Origin of the sequence: Burkholderia sp. RS01 (assembly GCF_039748055.1) — a bacterium.
Lineage (GTDB): Bacteria > Actinomycetota > Actinomycetes > Actinomycetales > Micrococcaceae > Arthrobacter.
In genome coordinates, this window is record NZ_JBDLAK010000011.1 from 50,682 (window position 1) to 68,002 (window position 17,321).

At 67.5% G+C, this 17,321-nt stretch carries 21 protein-coding genes; 12 read left to right on the forward strand and 9 right to left on the reverse strand.

The genetic code is table 11. The features are described 5' to 3' along the window. Positions 1-41: 41 nt before the first annotated feature. The 5 genes from ABFP37_RS11845 (at position 42) to ABFP37_RS11865 (ending at position 2,669) form a co-directional block, all read left to right on the forward strand. Positions 42-818 carry an AzlC family ABC transporter permease gene (locus tag ABFP37_RS11845; RefSeq protein WP_139362875.1) on the forward strand — a complete coding sequence of 259 codons (777 nt, stop codon included), beginning with the start codon at positions 42-44 and terminating at the stop codon, positions 816-818. After that, positions 815-1,126, forward strand: coding sequence for an AzlD domain-containing protein (locus ABFP37_RS11850; RefSeq protein WP_078029099.1), 312 nt, complete (start codon positions 815-817; stop codon positions 1,124-1,126). Before ABFP37_RS11845 ends, ABFP37_RS11850 begins: the two co-directional genes overlap by 4 nt. 107 nt (positions 1,127-1,233) lie before the next feature. Continuing rightward, on the forward strand, positions 1,234-1,476 hold the full coding sequence (locus ABFP37_RS11855) for a hypothetical protein (protein ID WP_078029100.1): 243 nt from the start codon (positions 1,234-1,236) through the stop codon (positions 1,474-1,476). Between the two features lie 107 nt (positions 1,477-1,583). After that, the gene (locus ABFP37_RS11860) at positions 1,584-2,261 is read left to right on the forward strand and encodes an SIS domain-containing protein (RefSeq protein WP_078029101.1); all 678 of its coding nucleotides are present in this window, start codon (positions 1,584-1,586) and stop codon (positions 2,259-2,261) included. Positions 2,262-2,372: 111 nt separating this feature from the next. Then, entirely contained in the window at positions 2,373-2,669 is a 297-nt protein-coding gene (locus ABFP37_RS11865; RefSeq protein ID WP_139362876.1) for a hypothetical protein, read from the forward strand. A gap of 90 nt (positions 2,670-2,759) precedes the next feature. Here the strand turns inward: ABFP37_RS11865 and ABFP37_RS11870 are convergent, their stop codons facing one another. Next, positions 2,760-3,011, reverse strand: a complete 252-nt coding sequence (locus ABFP37_RS11870) for a hypothetical protein (protein WP_139362877.1) — start codon at positions 3,009-3,011, stop codon at positions 2,760-2,762. Between the two features lie 171 nt (positions 3,012-3,182). Then, positions 3,183-3,803, reverse strand: a complete 621-nt coding sequence (locus ABFP37_RS11875) for a TetR/AcrR family transcriptional regulator (RefSeq protein WP_078029103.1) — start codon at positions 3,801-3,803, stop codon at positions 3,183-3,185. A 111-nt stretch (positions 3,804-3,914) separates the two neighbouring features. Between ABFP37_RS11875 and ABFP37_RS11880 the strand changes: the two genes are divergently transcribed. Continuing rightward, positions 3,915-4,253 carry a thiamine-binding protein gene (locus ABFP37_RS11880; protein WP_144275851.1) on the forward strand — a complete coding sequence of 113 codons (339 nt, stop codon included), beginning with the start codon at positions 3,915-3,917 and terminating at the stop codon, positions 4,251-4,253. A gap of 84 nt (positions 4,254-4,337) precedes the next feature. After that, positions 4,338-5,015: an O-methyltransferase gene (locus ABFP37_RS11885; RefSeq protein ID WP_144275850.1), complete on the forward strand. Its 678-nt coding sequence runs from the start codon at positions 4,338-4,340 to the stop codon at positions 5,013-5,015. Positions 5,016-5,133: 118 nt separating this feature from the next. On the opposite strand, the gene ABFP37_RS11890 is transcribed toward ABFP37_RS11885, so the two are convergent. Further along, on the reverse strand, positions 5,134-7,344 hold the full coding sequence (locus ABFP37_RS11890; RefSeq protein ID WP_347033692.1) for an FG-GAP-like repeat-containing protein: 2,211 nt from the start codon (positions 7,342-7,344) through the stop codon (positions 5,134-5,136). A 492-nt stretch (positions 7,345-7,836) separates the two neighbouring features. Between ABFP37_RS11890 and lepB the strand changes: the two genes are divergently transcribed. The 4 genes from lepB to ABFP37_RS11910 all read left to right on the forward strand — a co-directional run bounded on the left by lepB (position 7,837) and on the right by ABFP37_RS11910 (position 11,906). Next, a complete protein-coding gene (gene lepB, locus ABFP37_RS11895) occupies positions 7,837-8,325 on the forward strand; it encodes a signal peptidase I (RefSeq protein WP_260680898.1) in 489 nt (162 codons plus the stop codon). 255 nt (positions 8,326-8,580) lie between these two features. After that, positions 8,581-9,708, forward strand: a complete 1,128-nt coding sequence (locus ABFP37_RS11900; protein ID WP_078029107.1) for a hypothetical protein — start codon at positions 8,581-8,583, stop codon at positions 9,706-9,708. Beyond that, on the forward strand, positions 9,705-11,084 hold the full coding sequence (locus ABFP37_RS11905; protein ID WP_347033693.1) for a bifunctional PIG-L family deacetylase/class I SAM-dependent methyltransferase: 1,380 nt from the start codon (positions 9,705-9,707) through the stop codon (positions 11,082-11,084). Before ABFP37_RS11900 ends, ABFP37_RS11905 begins: the two co-directional genes overlap by 4 nt. A gap of 15 nt (positions 11,085-11,099) precedes the next feature. Next, on the forward strand, positions 11,100-11,906 hold the full coding sequence (locus ABFP37_RS11910) for a glycosyltransferase (protein WP_347033694.1): 807 nt from the start codon (positions 11,100-11,102) through the stop codon (positions 11,904-11,906). On the opposite strand, the gene ABFP37_RS11915 is transcribed toward ABFP37_RS11910, so the two are convergent. Both ABFP37_RS11915 and ABFP37_RS11920 read right to left on the reverse strand, forming a co-directional pair. Next, a complete protein-coding gene (locus ABFP37_RS11915; protein WP_347033695.1) occupies positions 11,883-13,037 on the reverse strand; it encodes a YihY/virulence factor BrkB family protein in 1,155 nt (384 codons plus the stop codon). The two genes, ABFP37_RS11910 and ABFP37_RS11915, sit on opposite strands and share 24 nt — an antisense overlap. Before the next feature lie 19 nt (positions 13,038-13,056). Next, positions 13,057-13,299 carry a hypothetical protein gene (locus ABFP37_RS11920; protein ID WP_347033696.1) on the reverse strand — a complete coding sequence of 81 codons (243 nt, stop codon included), beginning with the start codon at positions 13,297-13,299 and terminating at the stop codon, positions 13,057-13,059. Positions 13,300-13,491: 192 nt separating this feature from the next. Here ABFP37_RS11920 and ABFP37_RS11925 point away from each other — a divergent pair, with 192 nt between their 5' ends. After that, positions 13,492-13,938 (forward strand): hypothetical protein, encoded by a 447-nt coding sequence (locus ABFP37_RS11925; protein WP_078029110.1) that lies wholly within the window; start codon positions 13,492-13,494, stop codon positions 13,936-13,938. A 104-nt stretch (positions 13,939-14,042) separates the two neighbouring features. Here ABFP37_RS11925 and ABFP37_RS11930 read toward each other — a convergent pair whose 3' ends face one another. The 4 genes from ABFP37_RS11930 to ABFP37_RS11945 are packed head-to-tail and all read right to left on the reverse strand — an operon-like array spanning position 14,043 to position 17,134. Continuing rightward, on the reverse strand, positions 14,043-15,092 hold the full coding sequence (locus tag ABFP37_RS11930) for an ATP-binding cassette domain-containing protein (RefSeq protein ID WP_078029111.1): 1,050 nt from the start codon (positions 15,090-15,092) through the stop codon (positions 14,043-14,045). Continuing rightward, positions 15,089-15,910: an ABC transporter permease gene (locus ABFP37_RS11935; RefSeq protein ID WP_078029112.1), complete on the reverse strand. Its 822-nt coding sequence runs from the start codon at positions 15,908-15,910 to the stop codon at positions 15,089-15,091. Before ABFP37_RS11935 ends, ABFP37_RS11930 begins: the two co-directional genes overlap by 4 nt. A 22-nt stretch (positions 15,911-15,932) precedes the next feature. Next, positions 15,933-16,742 (reverse strand): molybdate ABC transporter substrate-binding protein, encoded by an 810-nt coding sequence (modA, locus tag ABFP37_RS11940; protein WP_078029113.1) that lies wholly within the window; start codon positions 16,740-16,742, stop codon positions 15,933-15,935. Beyond that, positions 16,739-17,134, reverse strand: coding sequence for a TOBE domain-containing protein (locus tag ABFP37_RS11945; protein WP_347033697.1), 396 nt, complete (start codon positions 17,132-17,134; stop codon positions 16,739-16,741). Before ABFP37_RS11945 ends, modA begins: the two co-directional genes overlap by 4 nt. Between the last annotated feature and the right edge of the window lie 187 nt (positions 17,135-17,321).

A 17,321-nucleotide genomic window follows, 5' to 3' on the forward strand; every position in this document is an offset into this window, starting at 1 on the left:
CCGGCTTAGCTCCCTTCCTGCCGCTGTGGTTGAGTGGTGCCATGCCCAACACCTGGCCCTCCCGGCTCCTGCAGTCCCCGGCGGTGCGCGTAGGCCTGTCCATCAGCATTGCCACCGGGCTGTACGGGGTCTCCTTCGGTGCCCTTTCCGTGACGTCGGGACTCGATTTCTGGCAGACGATGGCCCTCAGCCTGCTGCTGTTTAGCGGAGGCTCCCAGTTCGCGTTCATCGGCGTGGTTGCTGGCGGGGGTTCCGGCCTCGCCGCCATGGGCGCCGCCACGCTGCTGGGGATGCGCAACGGCATTTACGGCATGCAGCTCAACGTGCTGTTGCAGCCCAAGGGCTGGCGCCGCTACGCCGCCGCGCAGCTGACCATCGACGAGTCCACGGCCACGAGCACGGGTCAGACGGACCCTGCCGAGCAGCAGCGCGGCTTCTGGACCGCCGGGATAGGGATCTTTGTGCTCTGGAACATCTTCACGGCAGTCGGGGCGCTGGCTGGCGGCGCGCTCGGCGATCCGAAGCAATGGGGCCTCGACGGCGCGGCTGTGGCGGCGTTCCTGGGCTTGCTGTGGCCGCGGCTCAAGGGCCGTGAACCGGTGGCCATCGCCGTCGTGTGCGCGCTCGCAACCGTGCTGGCCGTGCCGTTCGTTCCCGCGGGCGTCCCCATTTTGATCGCGGCAGTGGTGGCGGCCGCCATCGGCTGGTTCAGCCACGGCCGCCGCGACGAAGGACTGGAACCGGATATCGATCCCTACACCGAGCACCACCACGGGCCGCGCCCCGGCTCCGGCACCCTCCCGGGCGGTGCTGCATGAGCCTCTGGATGTGGCTGTTGCTGGCCTGCCTGTTGGCCTACGGCTGGAAGCTGATGGGGTATCTTGTGCCGGCCAGCCTGCTGCGCAACCCCCGGATGTCCAGGGTGGCGGGCACCATGACCATCGGGTTGCTCGCGTCGTTGACCCTCGTCAACACAGTAGCGTCGGGTCAGGCGTTGGTGGTCGACGCCCGGCTGGGCGCCCTGGCCACGGCCGGCGTTGCCCTGCTCTTCCGCGCTCCCTTCCTGGTGGTCGTGCTGGCAGGCGCCGGCGCCGCCGCCCTGCTTCGCCTGGCGGGCTGGAACTGATCGGACCCGGCGCCACCCGGGGCGGCGCCTAGTGGCCTGCGTCACATGCGTTGTATGCTCTAAGAGGCTAAGCAGTCAGCCGCCATGAACCGTACTAGTGGTGAACTATGGACAATCGACTGCCTCCCGGAGCTTTTGGCATCCGCAGGCATGCCGTCGCGGGGCTGCCCGAGAAGCGATTCTTCACCCACTTCAGGTCACTTGCCGACGTTCCCGAAGCCGAGTTGGCCGCCCTCTGCCATCGTCTCGGGCGGGAGCTTGAGCTCTCCGGAAACCCCGCAAGGCTGGCGGCCCTGGCGGCGATAAACCGTGAGCTCCTGGCACGAGCCGCGGCCGCCAACGACGAGTGAGGCCAGGCGCGCCCTGCCATCAGGGGCGTGCCGCCCGTTGTGCAGTTACGCGCAGAGTGAGCCGAACAAAGCGCAGCAACTGCTCGAAGTGAAGAGGAGTTGGAAAAATGAAAGCCGTCAGCCGGTTGTCGCGCACTCGCGTCGCCGAGGCCCCGTTCGCCGTGAAAGCACCGGTGGACATCGTTCTGGAGCACCTGCGCCAGGTGGGTCCCGCCGTCGCCTCGCTCCGGAATGAATCCTCGCGCCTGGCGGAGTGGGGGGAGGAGCTGGCCCGGCGCCTCCTCGCCGGGAACCGGCTGGTTACCGCCGGCAGCGCCGGTTCGGCCGCCGAGGTGCAGCAGTTCACGGCCGAACTGCTGGGCCGCCACTCCGGCGAACGCCGGCCCTTCTCCGTCATCGCTCTCCGCGGAGCCCCTCCGGCGGCCGGGGCGGGAACGGCCGGCCTAATCGAAATTGCGCAGGGCACTGCGGAAGAAGCGGCCAGCAGGGTGGCAGCCCATATTCGCGCCGATGATGTCTTGCTGGTCGTGTCAGCCAGCGGGCACCGGCATGCCTTACTGGACGCGGCCGCGGCGGCCAAGGCGACAGGTGCCGTGGTGTGGGCAGTGACTGGCCGGGCCCCCAATCCGCTGGCACAGTCGGCGGATGAGGCCATCTGCATCAACGCACTCAAGCCCCAGGTCCGGGAAGCGCAGCTGATCGCGCTCCAGGCAATGAGTGAGTGCGTCAGCTCCGCATTGCGCACTCACGCCGCACGGCCAGAGGCCTTCCCGGGCGGCGTTTGACCCGGCCCCGGCATTGACGTGTCAGGCCGGGTGTGACTGAGTAGGTGGTGGAGCGACGCAGTTAATGCAGCGGCGCAGGGTTTTGTTGGCTTCAGAGAGGACGAACTGACCATGAACGAAAATTCAGCCCCGGGCGAGCCGGAGTCCCACAAGGATGGACATGACAGGACGGGCGCTCCTTACATCGAGGTAAGCGGCTCTCAATCCACGCGGGAGCTCCGCGACACGTCCCGGCGGCGCCGGGAGGCGGAGGAGAAGCTGCAGCAGCACCTGATCGAGGCGAAGGAGCACGCCCACGACGCTGAGCATCAGGCGCACGCAAAGGAGCACTCGCCCGCCAAGGACGCGGCCCCTGAATCAGCGGTCCAGGAATCCCGGGCGCCGGAATCCACGCCGAAGGATTCCTAGGCCAGGGATTCCAGGCGGCACCCTAAAGGCACAGGCGGCACCCTAAAGGCAGGCGACATCCTCCAAGGAAGGGCCCGGCCCTGGAATGGGCTAGGCGGCCCCGTAGGCGTCCGGAGAAGAAGCTGCCCCGTAAGAGTCCGATGCGGCGGAGGACGTGCGCCGGGCCAGTTCTTCGGTGGCGAGGTCATACCAGTCCTGGGCTCCGAAAACCGGCTTAGGCGTGTCCAGGTTGCGGTAGAGCGCGTCCACGATGATTCCGAGGTCATCGGTGGAGGCCGCGGTCAACGTGGCTTCGGGGTCCTCGGACAGCTTCATGAAATGTGCGAGCTGAGAGCGGTTCATGCTGACGCAGCCGGGGTGAAATGTTCACGAGTGGAGAATGACATTGTGTACTCCGTTATGGAATTCCCGAGGCTGGCTGCCTAACCACTGGTGCGCCTAGCTTACTGTGCAAGCCGGTTCGACGGAATAGAGGGGGCCGCGTCGAAAGGGCCCGGAAGGGGCGGAGCCGGGCTACTCGAACTGGGCGCTGGGCAGCGGAACCTGCGGCGGAAGCGGCCGGCCGGGCCGTTCCGAACGGATAGCGTCTTCGACCAGCGCGGCAGGGCGGCGCCAGGCATCGGATCCCGGTTCCATGGTGTCGACCACGCCGATCAGCATGGCCAGCAGCCTCACCATGTCCGTCAGTGAGATGTCGATGCGGAGCGTCCCTTGCCCCTGCCCGCGGCCAAGGAGCACGCCGACGGATTCGATCAGGCTGCCGGTGATACCGGTCAGCAGGTCCCGCCGCCCGGCGACGGCGCCCAGCAGGTTGGCGTTCTCGCTGGCGGCGGCCATGACGGCGTCAATGACATGGAAGAGGCCTTCGGCCGCGTCCGGGCCCGCCAGAGCAACATCGATGACGGGGTCCACGTGGAGCCGGAGCTGGCGGTTCAGCGCCGCCAGGACCAGTTGTTCCTTGTCCGAAAAATTACGGAAGAGCGTAGCCGGTCCCACTCCTGCAGTGGCGGCGATGGTCTGCAGCGGAACGTCCGGGCCGTACTCGCGGAAGCACTCGCGGGCCGCGTTGATGATCTTGTCCACGTTGCGGGCAGCGTCGGCACGGAGGGGTTTGCGCTCTACTGCGAGGTTCATGAATAAAGGTTAGCAACGCCGTGTCTTCCCGACTTCGTTACCCAGTGGTAGCGCCAAATATGACGCAGCACACGCCCGGGGGAGTCTGGCGGACCGTGTCAGACTGGACCCATGTTGCTTGCATTTTCAGTCGCCCCGTCCGGAATTCCTGCCGACCCTGCCTACGCGGGGGCCGGTGGCGCAGCGGATGCGTCCGTGCACGACGCCGTGGCCGCCGCCGTCAGCATCGTCCGGGAGTCCGGGCTGCCCAACAAGACCGATTCCATGTTCACCACTATCGAGGGCGAATGGGACGAGGTGTTCGCCGTGGTCAAACGCGCGACGGAGGCGGTGGGCAAGTTCGGCAGCAGGGTGTCCCTGGTGATCAAGGCGGACATCCGGCCCGGCTTCTCGGGTGAGATCACCGCAAAAGTCGATCGCCTGGAAAGCGCCATAGCCGGGGGTTCCTGACCCCGCCGCAGAAGGCAGCGGAGACGCCGGCGGGTGCTGGCAGTACGTCTAGCCCGCCAGCGCGGTTGCTGGGAGACTGGGGCCATGTTTGAGCACAAGCCCCGGCCCGAGTGGGTGGCCGTAGAAGAGTTCCTGTCCGACGTCGTGGTCCATCCGGACGGTGCGCTTAAGCGCGCGGTGCAGTCCGCCGTCGACGCCGGCATGCCGCCCATCGAGGTGACCGCCAATGCGGGCAAGCTGCTGAAGCTGCTGATCATGTCTTCCGGCGCGCGCCGGGTGTTGGAGATCGGCACGCTGGCCGGATTCAGCACCATCTGGATGGCCCAGGGACTTCCCGACGACGGCCAGCTGGTCACGTGTGAATATCTCACCAAACACGCGGACATAGCCCGCGCGAATGTGGACGCTGCCGGGCTGGGCCACAAAGTGGAGATCCGGATAGGCGCGGCGCTGGACACGCTTGCTGCGCTGCAGGCCGAGGGCGGCGCACCGTTCGACTTTGTCTTCATCGACGCGGATAAAGAGAACAACCCGAAGTACCTGGACTGGGCTGTCCGGCTGGGCCGGCCGGGAACCAGCATTGTCATGGACAACGTGGTGTGGGAGGGTGCGGTGCTGGATCCGTCCATGGACGAGGTCAACGCCCCGGGGATCGTCAGCGCGCTGAAGCTGATGGGGGAGGACGCCAGGCTCGACGCCACGGTGATCCAGACGGTGGGGTCCAAGGGCTGGGACGGCTTCGCGCTGGCCGTGGTCCGCTAGCCGGGTTCCCCGGCCCCCTGGCCGCGAAGCCTACAGAGCATAAACCCGGCACGACGCGGCACCGCCCGCGTACTGGCTGTACGCGGGCGGTGCTGCGTCGGAACTCAGAATGCCGGTGCTACATGATGGCGTTCATGGTGTTCCAGCCCGTGCCGATCTGGGCCTTGCCGAGGAAGCCGGTCGCCCCGTTGCCACGGTAGAGAATCAGGTTTCCGGCAGCATCGCGGGCCGTCAGGTCAGCCCGACGGTCGCCGTTGAAGTCCCCCGTCCCGGCAACGCTCAGGCCGTTCCAGCCGGATCCGATCTGGACCCTGCCGAGGAACGATCCGAAGCCGTTGCCACGGTAGAGCCAGAGGTTTCCGGCCGTATCGCGGGCGGCCAGGTCGGCCTTGCCGTCGCTGTTGAAGTCACCGGTAGCCACGATGGCATTCATCGTGTTCCAGCCGTTGCCGATCTGGGTCCGTCCGAGGAAGCCGCCCGTGCCATTGCCGAGGTAAAGGTACAGGTTTCCGGCGGCATCCCGTGCTGCCAGGTCGGGCTTGCGGTCGCCGTTGAAGTCGCCGGGGGCGACGATGTTGTTCAACCCGGTCCAGCCGTTGCCGATCTGGACGCGTCCGGTGAAGCCGCTTGCGCCGTTGCCGCGGTAGAGCCAGAGGGCACCAGCGGAGTCCCGGGCCACGATGTCCGCTTTGCGGTCACCATTGAAGTCGCCGGTGCTGACCATGGCGGTCATGCTGCCCCAGCCGTTGCCGATCTGGAGCCTGGGGAGGAAGCCGCCGGTTCCGTTGCCCCGGTAGAGCCAAAGCCTTCCGGCAGTGTCCCTGGACACGATGTCCGCCCGGCCGTCGCTATTGAAGTCCTGAAGCTTGGGCGTGGCGGCGGCCGCCGTGCCCTGCCCGATCTGCACAGTGCGGCTTGCGAGGGCGCTGACGTTTCCGGCCGCATCCGTGGCCCGAACGTTGAAGACGTACGTGCCGTTGGCCTGTGCATCCCAGGTCCTGGGTGAGGCGCAGGTGGCATCCCAAATGGGGTTGCTGGGCTGCAGCTGGCATTCGAACCTTGCCCCGGCTTCACCCGAGAAGCTAAGCGTGGGCGTGTTGTCCAAGCTCGGTGTTGACGGGAACGGCGCCGTGACGGAAACGCCGGGCGCAGTGGTGTCCACCGTGAACGTCAGCGTCGAGGAGACTAGGAACTGCGGCTGGGTGGGATCGGCTGCGAAGGCCGGATTGGTGATGCGGGACTGCACCCGGTGAACGCCCTGCGGCAGGGCCGCCAGCGTTGCGGAGTAGGTGGAGCCGGAAAGCGTTGTCGCCCGGGGGGCGCCGGCGTCGACAATCAACTGAACGGGTCCGGACGCGCCGGCTGGAAGCGTCCCGGTGATGGTCGGTGTTGTCACACGGGTGACGTTGTCCGTCGAGGAACGGCCGGTGTCGCTGGCCGCCGCCAGGTCGGGAGCGGACGGTGCGCCGTCTGAAGCTCCGTCTATGAGCCCCTGGACAGTGAACGTGTTGACCGTGAGCGTGTCGACTCCGGAGCCGCCAGCATCAGGGCCTGTCACGATGACGGCGTTGGTGCCGGACGGGGCGCCCGTGACGGTCCTGGCGGTATTGATGTCGCCCAATGTTCCGGCGGCGGCGCCGTCCTGGCGGAGGAAGGTGGCGGTGGATCCCGAGGCGAAGTCGCCAAGGAATGAAGCACCGACGCTGGCCCAGTCACAGGCAGCCGTAGCGGACGGAGTGCAGCCTTCATCGAGGGTCACGTTGATTTCACCCAGGCTCGGATCCTGCGGGTCCGCTGCTGCCGTGAAGGTGTGGACGCCGTAGGGGTGGGTGATGGTGTACGAGGCTCCCGCCACGAGGTTGTTCAGCCGGAACCGCAGCCGGCCGAATCCCATCTGGTCGCCGTCGACCACAGGCCCGTTAACGTGGGCTGCCTCAAGGGCAGCCTCGTAGAGACCGAGATTCCCGCCGCTGGCCTCGGCATTGAACCAGAAGGCCTCATCCGGGAAGTTGTCCGGGTAGGACGCCGGCGAGTTCGGGTCTGGCGGCTCGGTGAGGCACCCGCTGTTGGCGATGTAGCACAACTGCAGCTTGACGGTTCCGTCCGAATACCAGGTGGGGAAGCCGTTGGCCGAATCCACGGGACCCATTCCGGCCGTTTCGGCGCCGGCCGGAACCGCGCCCAGCGGTGCGAGTGCGGCGGCCAACAGGGCCCCCGCAGCAACAGGGGCGAGACGTGCCGCGGCGGTCGGCGTGGACCGGTGGTGGGCGGGTTCGATGCGGTTTGTTCCGTCCGGCATCATCGGCCGTTTCACGGATTGCGAGAACATGGTGACTCCTTAGATGGACACTCGATTTGTGGCCCCCAGTACCCTCAAGGCCAGGCCAGAAAGTCATTCCCGACCAATTTCAAAGTGAACTAAAGACCTTGGATAAAAGTCGGATAAAACCAGCCGCTGAGGCGGAAATATGGCTCCGCAGGCCGTTCTTGGGCGGACGCCGGGTCTGGTGCCGATGGGGATACGGCACAGGACCCGGCGGTCCTGGTCCGTCACCGGCGGCGGCCACCGTCCGGTTCAGGACAATGACAAGCGTGCGGGCAGGGACTTGGGAATTTCCCGGGACCGGCCTCTTCGCAGGTCTCTGGACCGCCCAGCGAGGGGGTCGGGAGGGTCCTTCCCGGCCTGCGGGGTTAGACCATCGATTTGAGGGGGCCTAAATAGGGGTGGCGCCAAATCAGCCCCTGCGGGCCTGCTGGCGGCTCCGGTTTTTTCCAAGACGGCCCGGTCATGCTCCTGGCAGCATACGAAAGGAGCTCCGTCGTGACCGATTCCCGGCGGGGAAAGAAAATCACGACGGCGGCCCTGCTGGCGGCGGCCGTGCTGGCCGCGCGCCTGTGGGTAGTGGAGCCGGTGACGGTCAGCTCGGAAAGCATGGAACCGGCAGTGCCCCGGGGGAGCACTGTGCTGATATTCAAGCCAGGGCCGGTCCTGGGCGGACTCAGGGCCGGCGATCTTGTGGTGTTCACGAGTCCGGAGGACGGCAGCCCTGCAATTAAGCGTGCCATTGCCTTCCAGGGCCAGACGGTGGCAATCGAGGACTCAGTGCTGGTGGTGGACGGCGTACCGCAGCCCGAACCGGGCATTGACCACAGCCGGATCGACGGTACGTATTTTGGGCCGGTCACGGTGCCCGCCGGCCACGTTTTTGTCCTCGGCGACAACCGGGCCGGGTCCATCGACTCACGGACATACGGCAGCGTGCCGGTGGGAAACGTTCAGGCCACCGTGCTGTGGCCGGCCGGGCACTAGGAACAGCCGGACACCACCGGCAGCCGGACCGAGGAGCGTCCCGGCGCCCGGAACCGGGCGGAAACCGTGCAGCGCGCGCGGCCTGCGGCGCCGAAGCTAAGTATGCTTGGAATGATGGTCCCGGCCGCAGGCGGCCGGTCCCTGGCATACTGCAGCGGAGGAAGAGATGAAAGCATCCCAGGCGTTGGCCGCCAACCCTCAAAGGGTCGTCGCCGACCTGGTCGAGCTGCAGCGCGCGATGTCAGCGAGCAGTGCATGACCCCGCCGCACCGCCCCTGGCAGGCAGTTGGCATCAGTTCCTCCCCGAAGCAGCTGGCGGAGCTGGACACCACCCTGGAGGCGATGGCCGCTGCCGTGGGGGACGTACCGGCACTCCTGGCCGCAGCCAATCAGGCGGGCCGGTTCGCTCCCAAGCCGGGAGAAGGCCAGACAGCCCGGCTGTGGGAACTCCTGGCCTCCGTAGCTGCGATTGACGTGGCTGCGGGCCGCATCCTGGAACCCCATCTGGACGCCGGCGCCATCCTGTCCCAGGCAAGGGCCGCAGACTCCTTCACCGGAACCTGGGGCGTCTTTGCCGCCGAGGCCCCGGGCACACGCCTTACCGCCGTGCCCCAGTCCGGCGGCGAACCATCCGACGGCGAACACGGCGGCGAACACGGCGGCGTGCGCCTCAGCGGGTCTAAACCGTGGTGCTCGCTGGCGCAGTTCGTGGACCATGCCGTCGTGACGGCACATACGCAATCAGGCGGCCGGGCCGCTTTCGCCATAGACCTCAGGGATGCCGGTGTGACCTGCGTCGACCCGGAATGGACAAGCCGGGGCCTGCGGGAAATACCCAGTGGAACCGTCCACTTCGACCGTGTTCCGGCGGTGCCGCTGGGCGGAGACGGCTGGTATTTCCAGCGCCCGGGCTTCGCCTGGGGCGGCATGGGGGTCGCCGCGTGCTGGCTGGGCGGCGCGGTGGCGCTGGGCCGGCATTTCAAGGCAGCCCTGATACGCGGGGCACAGTCCCAGCGGGAACCTGACCAGGTGGCGCTCGCGAGCCTCGGCGAAGTGGACCGGATCCTCACATCCGCCCTCCAGTATCTTGCCCGGACTGCAGAACTCATCGACGCCCGCCCGGGACATGGGGAACTGCCGGAAGAACCGGGCAGGAGTTCCGGCGCGTGGAGCGAGGCGCTCCGGGTCCGCGGGACCGTTGCTGCCGCCGTCGAACGCGTCCAGCTCCTGGTGAGCCAGAACCTGGGACCCGGGCCGCTGGCGTTCGACGAGCGGTATGGCAAGTGCATGGCGGACCTGTCGCTGTACGTCCGGCAGCACCATGCCCTGCGGGACGACGCGCAGCTGGGCGCCCTCACGCTCAAGGGCGAGCACGAGTGGTGAGCTTTTCGCACACTGACGCCGGCACGGACGAATCAGCCTGGGAGGCGGCCGGGCTGGCCACGCTGGGCGAGTTGCCGCTGGACCAGGGCGAGCTGGCCGGCACGGCATTCATCCTCCTTGCAGCCCACCCGGACGACGAAACGCTTGGAGCAGGCGGCCTGCTGGCGCGGCTGAAGGCGGCAGGTGCCGAGGCGGAGGTGCTGTTGTGTACCGCGGGGGAGGCGTCCCATCCGGTCTCTCCGACCACCACGCCGGAGCAGCTGGCCGCGGTCCGGCTCGAAGAGTTCGGGCGCGCGATGTCCGTGCTCCGGCCCACGGGCGGCTGGCAGTTCCTGGAGCTTCCGGACGGCCGGCTGGCAGAACACCGCGGGGAGATAGCGCGGCACGCTCAAGACGCCATCGGCCGGCACCGCGGCCCGGCTGAGCGGCTGGTGATTGTTGCCCCCTACCGCTCCGACGGGCACCCGGACCACGACACGCTGGGCGCTATCGCGGCCGAACTCGCGCAGGCGGGCGGCCACGGGCTGCTGGAATATCCCATCTGGTACTGGCTTTGGGCAACTCCGGAACACCCGGAATGGCGCCGCTGGGTGCGGCTGCCGCTGGGCGCCGAGGAACAGCGGGCGAAACAGGGCGCCCTGCGGACCCACGCCTCGCAGCTGGAACCCCTGTCCGAGCGGCCTGGGGACGAGGCGCTCCTGGAGGACCATTTCCTGGCGCACTTTGAACGCCCCTTCGAGGTGTTCTCCTGGCTTCCTCCGGTATCCGGAACGCTGGGCGCCCGCGACGCCGAGGGCGTCTTTGATGCCCTGCATCGCCGGGCCGATGACCCGTGGGGGTACGACGTCAGCTGGTATGAGCAGCGCAAGCGGGCGCTGACGCTCGCTGCCCTGCCTGAGCCAAAGTACGACGCCGGGCTGGAAGTGGGTTGCTCGATCGGCACCTTGAGCGCGGAGCTAGCCGGGCGGTGCGGACGGCTGCTGGCCGTTGACGCCAGCGGCGCGGCCGTGGCCAGTGCGGCCCAGCGGCTGGCACCCTTTGCCGCCGCCGAGGCCAGGCAGCTCACGGTTCCGCAGCACTGGCCGGACGGCGGCTTCGACCTGATCGTGCTGTCCGAAGTGGGCTACTACCTTGCGCCGTTGGAGCTCGACGGGCTGTTCACGAGGATCGTCGGATCGCTGGCCCCCGGCGGGACCCTGCTGCTGTGCCATTGGAGGCATCCCATTTCCGGCTGGGAGCTCGACGGCGATGGCGTCCACGCGCGGGCACGTCACCGGCTCGGATGGCCCACCGCCGGCCTGTACCGGGAGCGTGATTTTGTGATCGAAACGTTCTTTGCGCCGGAGCCGCCGAGTGAGGCCGGATCCGTTGAATAACGCCGGAGGCTTCGGATGAGCCCTGAGCCGGTGCGGCCGCCGGTCCGCAGGGTTGAGGTGGTGATGCCGGCCCATGACGAGGAACACCACATCGAGCACGCCCTCCGCGCGCTCCAGGTGGCAGCGCAGGCGCTGGCCGAACGGCGGCCCTCAGTCACCGTCGGAATCACCGTGGTCCTGGACCACTGCACCGACGGTTCGGCTGACATCGCTGCCCGCATCGCCGCAACAGACGAGCGGTTCAGCGTGCTGCACCAAACCTTCCGCAACGCCGGCGCCAGCAGGGCCGCCGGAGTGGCGGCCGCCCTTGGCCACGGCCCGCCGCGCCTGGAAAACACCATCCCGGAAAGCCCAGGCCCGGAACGCCCGGGCCTGGGCGGCATCTGGCTGGCCAGCACGGACGCCGATTCGCGTGTCCCGGAGAACTGGCTATGGCGCCAGCTCGAGTTGGCCGACGCCGGCTGGGACGTGGTGCTGGGTTCCGTCGAGCCGGATCCCCGCGGCATGGATCCTGAAGTCCTCCGGAGGTGGCGCAGCCGGCATCCCGTTCAAGAGCGCCACCCCCATGTGTACGGAGCCAACCTGGGCGTCAGGGCGTCGGCGTACCGGCTGGCCGGAGGCTTTCCGGAAATACCGTCCTCGGAGGACAGCGTCCTGGTGGGCCGGCTGCGGCGGCGCGGATTCGCGGTGGTGGCCACCGATACCATCCGGGTGGTGACATCGGGGCGGACCTCCGCGCGGGCACCCCACGGCTTCGGAGCGTACCTGCGGACGCTGGGGGCGGACGCCGTGGCCGAGTCAGTGGCTGTCGCGCCCGGCTGACCGGCCGCCGCGGTCCGGGGCCGCGCCTGCGCGGCGGTTCCCGCCGTCGTCGTCCGCCCCGGCGCCGCCTTCCTCGCTGTACTTCTCGCGCAGTTCCCGTCCGCGCCGGATGTCCTCTTCTTCCTTCTCCTGGAGTTTGTCGCTCTTCTTGGTATCGCGGGGCGGCAGCTGAATCGTTTCCTCCGCCTCGATGCCCGCCTGCAGCTGCCTGCCGCGCTCCATTTCAGCGTCAAACTCCGCGCCAAACAGGAGGGACATGTTCAGGATCCACAGCCACAGCAGCATCACAATGACGCCGCCGATCGCACCGTACGTCTTGTCGTAGCTGCTGAAGTTGGCCACATAGAACCCGAACCCGACGGAGGCGAGCACGAACGCCATCAAGGCAATGACGGAGCCAATGCTCATCCACCGGATCTTCGGCTGCCTGACATTGGGAGTGGCGTAGTAGAGCACGGCAATGATCACGATGACCAGCAGGAGGATAACCGGCCACTTCGCAATGTTCCAGACCGTCAGGAACACCCCGCCGAGCCCCAGGACGCCGCCCACAGCTTCGGCCACCGGGCCACTGACCACCAGCATTGCCGCCAGGAGCGCCACGATGACGACGGCAAGAAGCGTAACTCCGAGCATCGTCCCCCTGAGCTTGACGAACCCGCGGCCTTCATCGATTTCGTAAACCCGGTTCATGGCGCGGCCGAACGCGCCCACATACCCGGAAGCGGACCAAAGGGCCGTCGCGAGCCCGATCACCAGGGCGAACCCGGCGGCGGGGGACCTGGTGAGTTCCTCAATAGGCTGGCGGATCATGTCCACGGTGGAACCGGGCGCGATGCCCTGCACAATGTCGAGGAGTGCCGCCGTCGTCTTTTCCGGCTGGCCAAAGATCCCCAGCAGCGAAACCAGTGCGAGCAGTGCCGGGAACAGCGATAGGACGCCATAGTAGGTGAGCCCGGCCGCGAGGTCGGGGCACTGGTCCGACGTAAACTCGCGGAGCGTCTTGCGGGCGATGTACTTCCACGACGGTTTGGTGACGTCCGACGGGCTGTCGGGCTTGCGTTCGTCGTCCGGGGCCGGCGCTGTGGCCGCTTTGGCCGTACTGGTGTCGGGGGCTTCGTTCGGGGCCATGAGGCCATCCTTTCCGTCGTCACTCACCCTGCGGGCGGGCGGCGCTCCTGCGGTCGAGGGTGAGCGGGTCGCTGCCCGAAGGGTCGTCGGCCGGCTGCTTTCCGGCGAGCGGATCATCAGCCATCCCCGTGCCGGATGCTGGACTTTCGGCCAGTTGGGTGGAATTCAGCGGGTTGGGGACGTGGGGAGGCACGCTGGCCGGAGTGCCTGTGTCCCCGGGCGCTTCAGGGCCGTCCTCCGGAAGCTGTTGGTCGTCTTTCATCGCCGCTCTCTCTCGAAGAAGGTGGGCCGCGGATCACCACCCGGCATTGCTGGCCCTAAATAGTAAGCATGATTACTATTAGATTGTAAGTACCACGATTGCCGCTAGTTCAATTGGTCGCGCGTTCAGGTGCAACCCGCTGTACGCGCACATGGCCGGCCGGTGCTGGATAGGGAGAGAGGTGGATCCACGGTGGATGCAACCGTCTGGATTTGGATCGTCGTTGTCATTGTCGTCATCGCACTCATTGTTCTGCTCATGAACCGCAGGCGCAGGGAAGCGTTCCGGCAGAAGCGCGATGAGCAGAACCGTCAGCATGCGGCCGAAATCCGCAGCAAAGCTGAGGAGTCGGAACTTCAGGCCCGTGAAAATGAAGCCCAGGCCATGCGTGCCAAAGCCGATGCCGAGAAGGCCCAGGTTGAGGCGGCAAGGCTCCGCCAGCAGGCCGAGCAGCGGCAGGCTGAGGCGCAGGGCTTCCGGACGGACTCCGAGAAGCACCTTCACAAGGCCAATGCCCTGGACCCGGACGTGGATGAGGACGGCGGCCGGCGGGCTGACGCGGACGCTGGGCGCGACGTTGACGCGGACCGGGATCCGCGAACCGATGCGGACACGCGGCGGACCAACCCGCGGGAGTAGCGGGCCGCCCGGATTCGCCATGGCCGGCTATTCCGTGCCCCGGCTCTTCCCTGCTGGCGCTGGGGGAAGGTGTCCGGGGCTCCCCGTCCTGAGGCGGCAGCTGCCTAGGCCGGGTAGATGGCGATGGCGGCTGCCTTGATGACAAAGTAGACGGTCATGCCGGGCGTCAGTCCGAGGTCGGCCGACGCGGCCGGTGTGATGTCGGCGGACAGGCCGCCTCCGTGGACGCGGATCTGGTCGCCGTGCGGCTCGAGGTCCGTGATGGCGACGCGGAATGAGTTGCGCGGGCTGCCGTGCTCCGCCGTGAGGAACACGGACACTGCCGAGGGCGGAAAAGCCGCAACGCCGTCCTGCCCGGAGGCGATGGTGTCGGCGGAGTTGCCGGCGACAAACTGTCCTTGGGGAGTGGTGATGCCGTGGTCGCCGACAATCCCGGTCACGAGGTTCAAGCCGGCCAGTCCTGCCGCGAACCGGCTGCGCGGCTTTTCGAGGACGTCACGCGTGGGTCCTTGCTCACTGATCCGGCCGTCCTCAAGGACGATCACCCTGTCTGCCAGCATCAGGGCGTCAAGGATGTCGTGGGTGATGATGATGGCCCTGCGGCCGGCAAGGACGCGCTTGAGGAGACGGCGGAGCAGCGGGGCGGCGTGGATGTCCAGGGCAGCCATGGGCTCGTCGAGGAGCAGCAGTTCGGGGTCGGCGGCCAGGGCGCGGGCAACGGCAACACGCTGGGCTTGTCCCCCCGAGAGCTGTCCGGGTCGTCGTGAGGCGAGGGATTCGGCGTCGACCTCGGTCAGCCAGTGCATTGCTGTGGCGCGGGCCTCGGCGCTGGAGGCGCCGGCGCTGCGCGGTCCGAACGCGACGTTGTCCAATGCGCTCAGGTGCGGAAACAGCAGGGCCTCCTGGGCCAGGAGCGCCGTGCCCCGGCTGTGCGGAGCACTCCAGGCGGTCCGGCCGGCCGCCAGGTCGAAGAGTACCTCGTCCCCGATCGATGCCTTGCCGGTGTCGGGGCGCAGCAGGCCGGCGATGATCGCGAGGAGCGTTGACTTGCCGGCGCCGTTGGGGCCGAGGACGGCGACGGTCTCGGCCGGCCCCAGGCTGAGGGAGACATCGAAGCCTCGTGCCGCAAGGCTGGCATCCAGCTGAAACGTCATTGCGGCGCCCTTTCCGGCAGTGCCCCGCTGCGGGGGCGACGGTAGGAGAGTCCGACGACTGTGACGGCCACGGCAACAAGGACGAGGGAGAGCGCGACGGCGGCATCGGCGTCGGTCTCCCGTTGCAGGTAGATCTCCAGCGGGAGGGTTCGGGTCACGCCTTGAAGGCTGCCGGCGAAGGTAAGGGTGGCCCCGAATTCCCCCAGGCTGCGTGCGAACGACAAAACCGCGCCGGAGGCCAGGCCGGGCAGGACCAGCGGGATGGTGACGCGGCGCAGCACGGTGGACGGGCGCGCCCCGAGCGTTGCGGCGACGGCCTCGTATTTGTTGCCGGCGGTGCGCAGGGCGCCCTCGAGGCTGACCACGAGGAACGGCAGTGCGACGAACGTTTGGGCAAGGACGACGGCGGTGGTGGAGAAGGCGATCTGGATTCCGGCGAGTTCGAGGTTCTTGCCAAGGAGGCCCTGGCGTCCGAACGTGTAGAGCAGGGCGATGCCTCCCACGACGGGAGGCAGGACCAGGGGCAGCAGGACGAAGGCCCGGAGCAGCCGCTGGCCGGGGAACCGGTTCCGGGCCAGGACCAGTGCCAAGGGCACGCCAAAGATGACGCACAGGGCAGTGCTTCCGGCTGACGTCCGCAGGCTCAGGCCCAGGGCCGTGACTGAGGATTCGGATGTGATCAGCGGGATGAACTGCGGCCAGTTGACCTTGGCCACCATGGCCACCAGCGGCAGCAGGACAAAAAGTGCTCCTGCCGCCGCGATGGCGTAAATCCATGGCGGGATGCCGGTGTAGCCGGTGCCGCTGCGTCGGTTCATGCCGTCCTTACGGGGTGCCGAATTAGGGGGTGCCGAATCCGGCGTCGTTCAGCACTTTCTTGCCCTCGCTGCCGGTGACCATGGCGATAAAGGCGGCGGCCAGGTCCTTGTTCTTGCTCGCGCCGACGGTGGCGATCGGGTACGTGTTCACGGCCTTGCCCGACTCGGCGAAAGGGATGCCCTTGACCTTGCCGCCGGCGGTTGTCACATCGGTCACGTAGACGAGCCCGGCATCAGCCTCGCCGGAGGTGACCTTGCCCAGGACGTCGGTGACGGAGGACTCTTCGCTGACCGGCTCCAGGGTAGTGCCGGTAGCCTGTTCGACCTTGTCGGTGGCAGCGCCACACGGGACCTGGGGGGCGCAGACGACCACCTTCACCCCCGGCTTGGCCAGATCGGCAAAGGAGCTGATCGACGCCGGGTTGGCCGGCGGGACGGCGATCTCGAGGACGTTCGTGGCGAAGTTGCTGGCGGTCCCGTCGATGAGTTTCGCCTCGGAAAGCTTGGTCATATTCTTCGTGTCGGCGGAAGCGAAGACGTCGGCCGGGGCGCCCTGGCTGATCTGCGTGACCAGGTCCGAGGATCCGGCGAAGTTCAGCGTGATTTTGGTCCCGGGGTTCTTGACCTCGAAGTCGCTGGCCAGCTTGGTGAAGGTCGACTTCAGGGACGCCGCGGCGAAGACAGTGATGGTGCCGGACTTTCGGGCGGCCTCGCTGGCGTTGGCCGAGCCGCCCGCAGCCGGGCTCGTAGTGCCGGAGGCGCAGCCGGACAGGCCCGCGGCCAGCGCGCCGGCGGCCAGCACTGCGGCGAGCCGTGTGCGGGTGATCCTCATACGATGCTCTTTCCTCGGGGTGTTTCGATGATGACGGTGGTGGCTTTGACGACGGCGGTAGCGACGGATCCGAGCTCAAGCCCGAGTTCCCGCACGGCCTCGCTGCTCATGAGGGACACAACGCGGAACGGGCCGCATTGAAGCTCGACCTGCGCCATGACTTTGTCGGCCGTGATGCCGGTGACAAGGCCGACGAAGCGGTTGCGGGCCGAGCTGCCCACGCGGGTGGGGTCCCCGGGCAGCTGCGCCTGGTCGCGGGCGAGGTGGGCGAGTTCCAGTCCATCCACGGCCAGGCGGCCGGACTCATCCTTGCCCGGCGTCAGGATCCCGCTCTCCGTCCAGCGCCGTACGGTGTCGTCACTGACCCCGAGAAAACGCGCTGCTTCTGACACTCGAAATTTCGGCATGCTCCCATATTCCCCTATTTGCGGTTCTTTTGGGCATTATGAGCCGCAAATCAGTATGTGACTGTTCCGAGGGGGCTTGCCCGGGATGCATGGGACCGTTGTTTTATAAGTACACTTATGATTTCCTTCTCCTAAGTCTTGCCGCAGGCTTTCTAGAGATCCAGGTCGAAGG

Excerpts from the sequence above, each read along its gene's own strand:
- ABFP37_RS11875 (WP_078029103.1), bottom strand. The coding sequence starts at position 3,803 with ATGAACCTCGCAGTAGAGCGCAAACCCCTCCGTGCCGACGCTGCCCGC.
- ABFP37_RS11900 (WP_078029107.1), top strand. The coding sequence starts at position 8,581 with ATGACCCCGCCGCACCGCCCCTGGCAGGCAGTTGGCATCAGTTCCTCC.
- ABFP37_RS11855 (WP_078029100.1), top strand. The coding sequence starts at position 1,234 with ATGGACAATCGACTGCCTCCCGGAGCTTTTGGCATCCGCAGGCATGCC.
- ABFP37_RS11870 (WP_139362877.1), bottom strand. The coding sequence starts at position 3,011 with ATGAACCGCTCTCAGCTCGCACATTTCATGAAGCTGTCCGAGGACCCC.
- ABFP37_RS11935 (WP_078029112.1), bottom strand. The coding sequence starts at position 15,910 with ATGAACCGACGCAGCGGCACCGGCTACACCGGCATCCCGCCATGGATT.
- ABFP37_RS11860 (WP_078029101.1), top strand. The coding sequence starts at position 1,584 with ATGAAAGCCGTCAGCCGGTTGTCGCGCACTCGCGTCGCCGAGGCCCCG.
- ABFP37_RS11910 (WP_347033694.1), top strand. The coding sequence starts at position 11,100 with ATGAGCCCTGAGCCGGTGCGGCCGCCGGTCCGCAGGGTTGAGGTGGTG.
- ABFP37_RS11845 (WP_139362875.1), top strand. The coding sequence starts at position 42 with ATGCCCAACACCTGGCCCTCCCGGCTCCTGCAGTCCCCGGCGGTGCGC.
- ABFP37_RS11930 (WP_078029111.1), bottom strand. The coding sequence starts at position 15,092 with ATGACGTTTCAGCTGGATGCCAGCCTTGCGGCACGAGGCTTCGATGTC.
- ABFP37_RS11920 (WP_347033696.1), bottom strand. The coding sequence starts at position 13,299 with ATGAAAGACGACCAACAGCTTCCGGAGGACGGCCCTGAAGCGCCCGGG.
- ABFP37_RS11850 (WP_078029099.1), top strand. The coding sequence starts at position 815 with ATGAGCCTCTGGATGTGGCTGTTGCTGGCCTGCCTGTTGGCCTACGGC.
- ABFP37_RS11885 (WP_144275850.1), top strand. The coding sequence starts at position 4,338 with ATGTTTGAGCACAAGCCCCGGCCCGAGTGGGTGGCCGTAGAAGAGTTC.
- ABFP37_RS11890 (WP_347033692.1), bottom strand. The coding sequence starts at position 7,344 with ATGTTCTCGCAATCCGTGAAACGGCCGATGATGCCGGACGGAACAAAC.
- ABFP37_RS11865 (WP_139362876.1), top strand. The coding sequence starts at position 2,373 with ATGAACGAAAATTCAGCCCCGGGCGAGCCGGAGTCCCACAAGGATGGA.
- ABFP37_RS11915 (WP_347033695.1), bottom strand. The coding sequence starts at position 13,037 with ATGGCCCCGAACGAAGCCCCCGACACCAGTACGGCCAAAGCGGCCACA.
- modA (WP_078029113.1), bottom strand. The coding sequence starts at position 16,742 with ATGAGGATCACCCGCACACGGCTCGCCGCAGTGCTGGCCGCCGGCGCG.
- ABFP37_RS11880 (WP_144275851.1), top strand. The coding sequence starts at position 3,915 with ATGTTGCTTGCATTTTCAGTCGCCCCGTCCGGAATTCCTGCCGACCCT.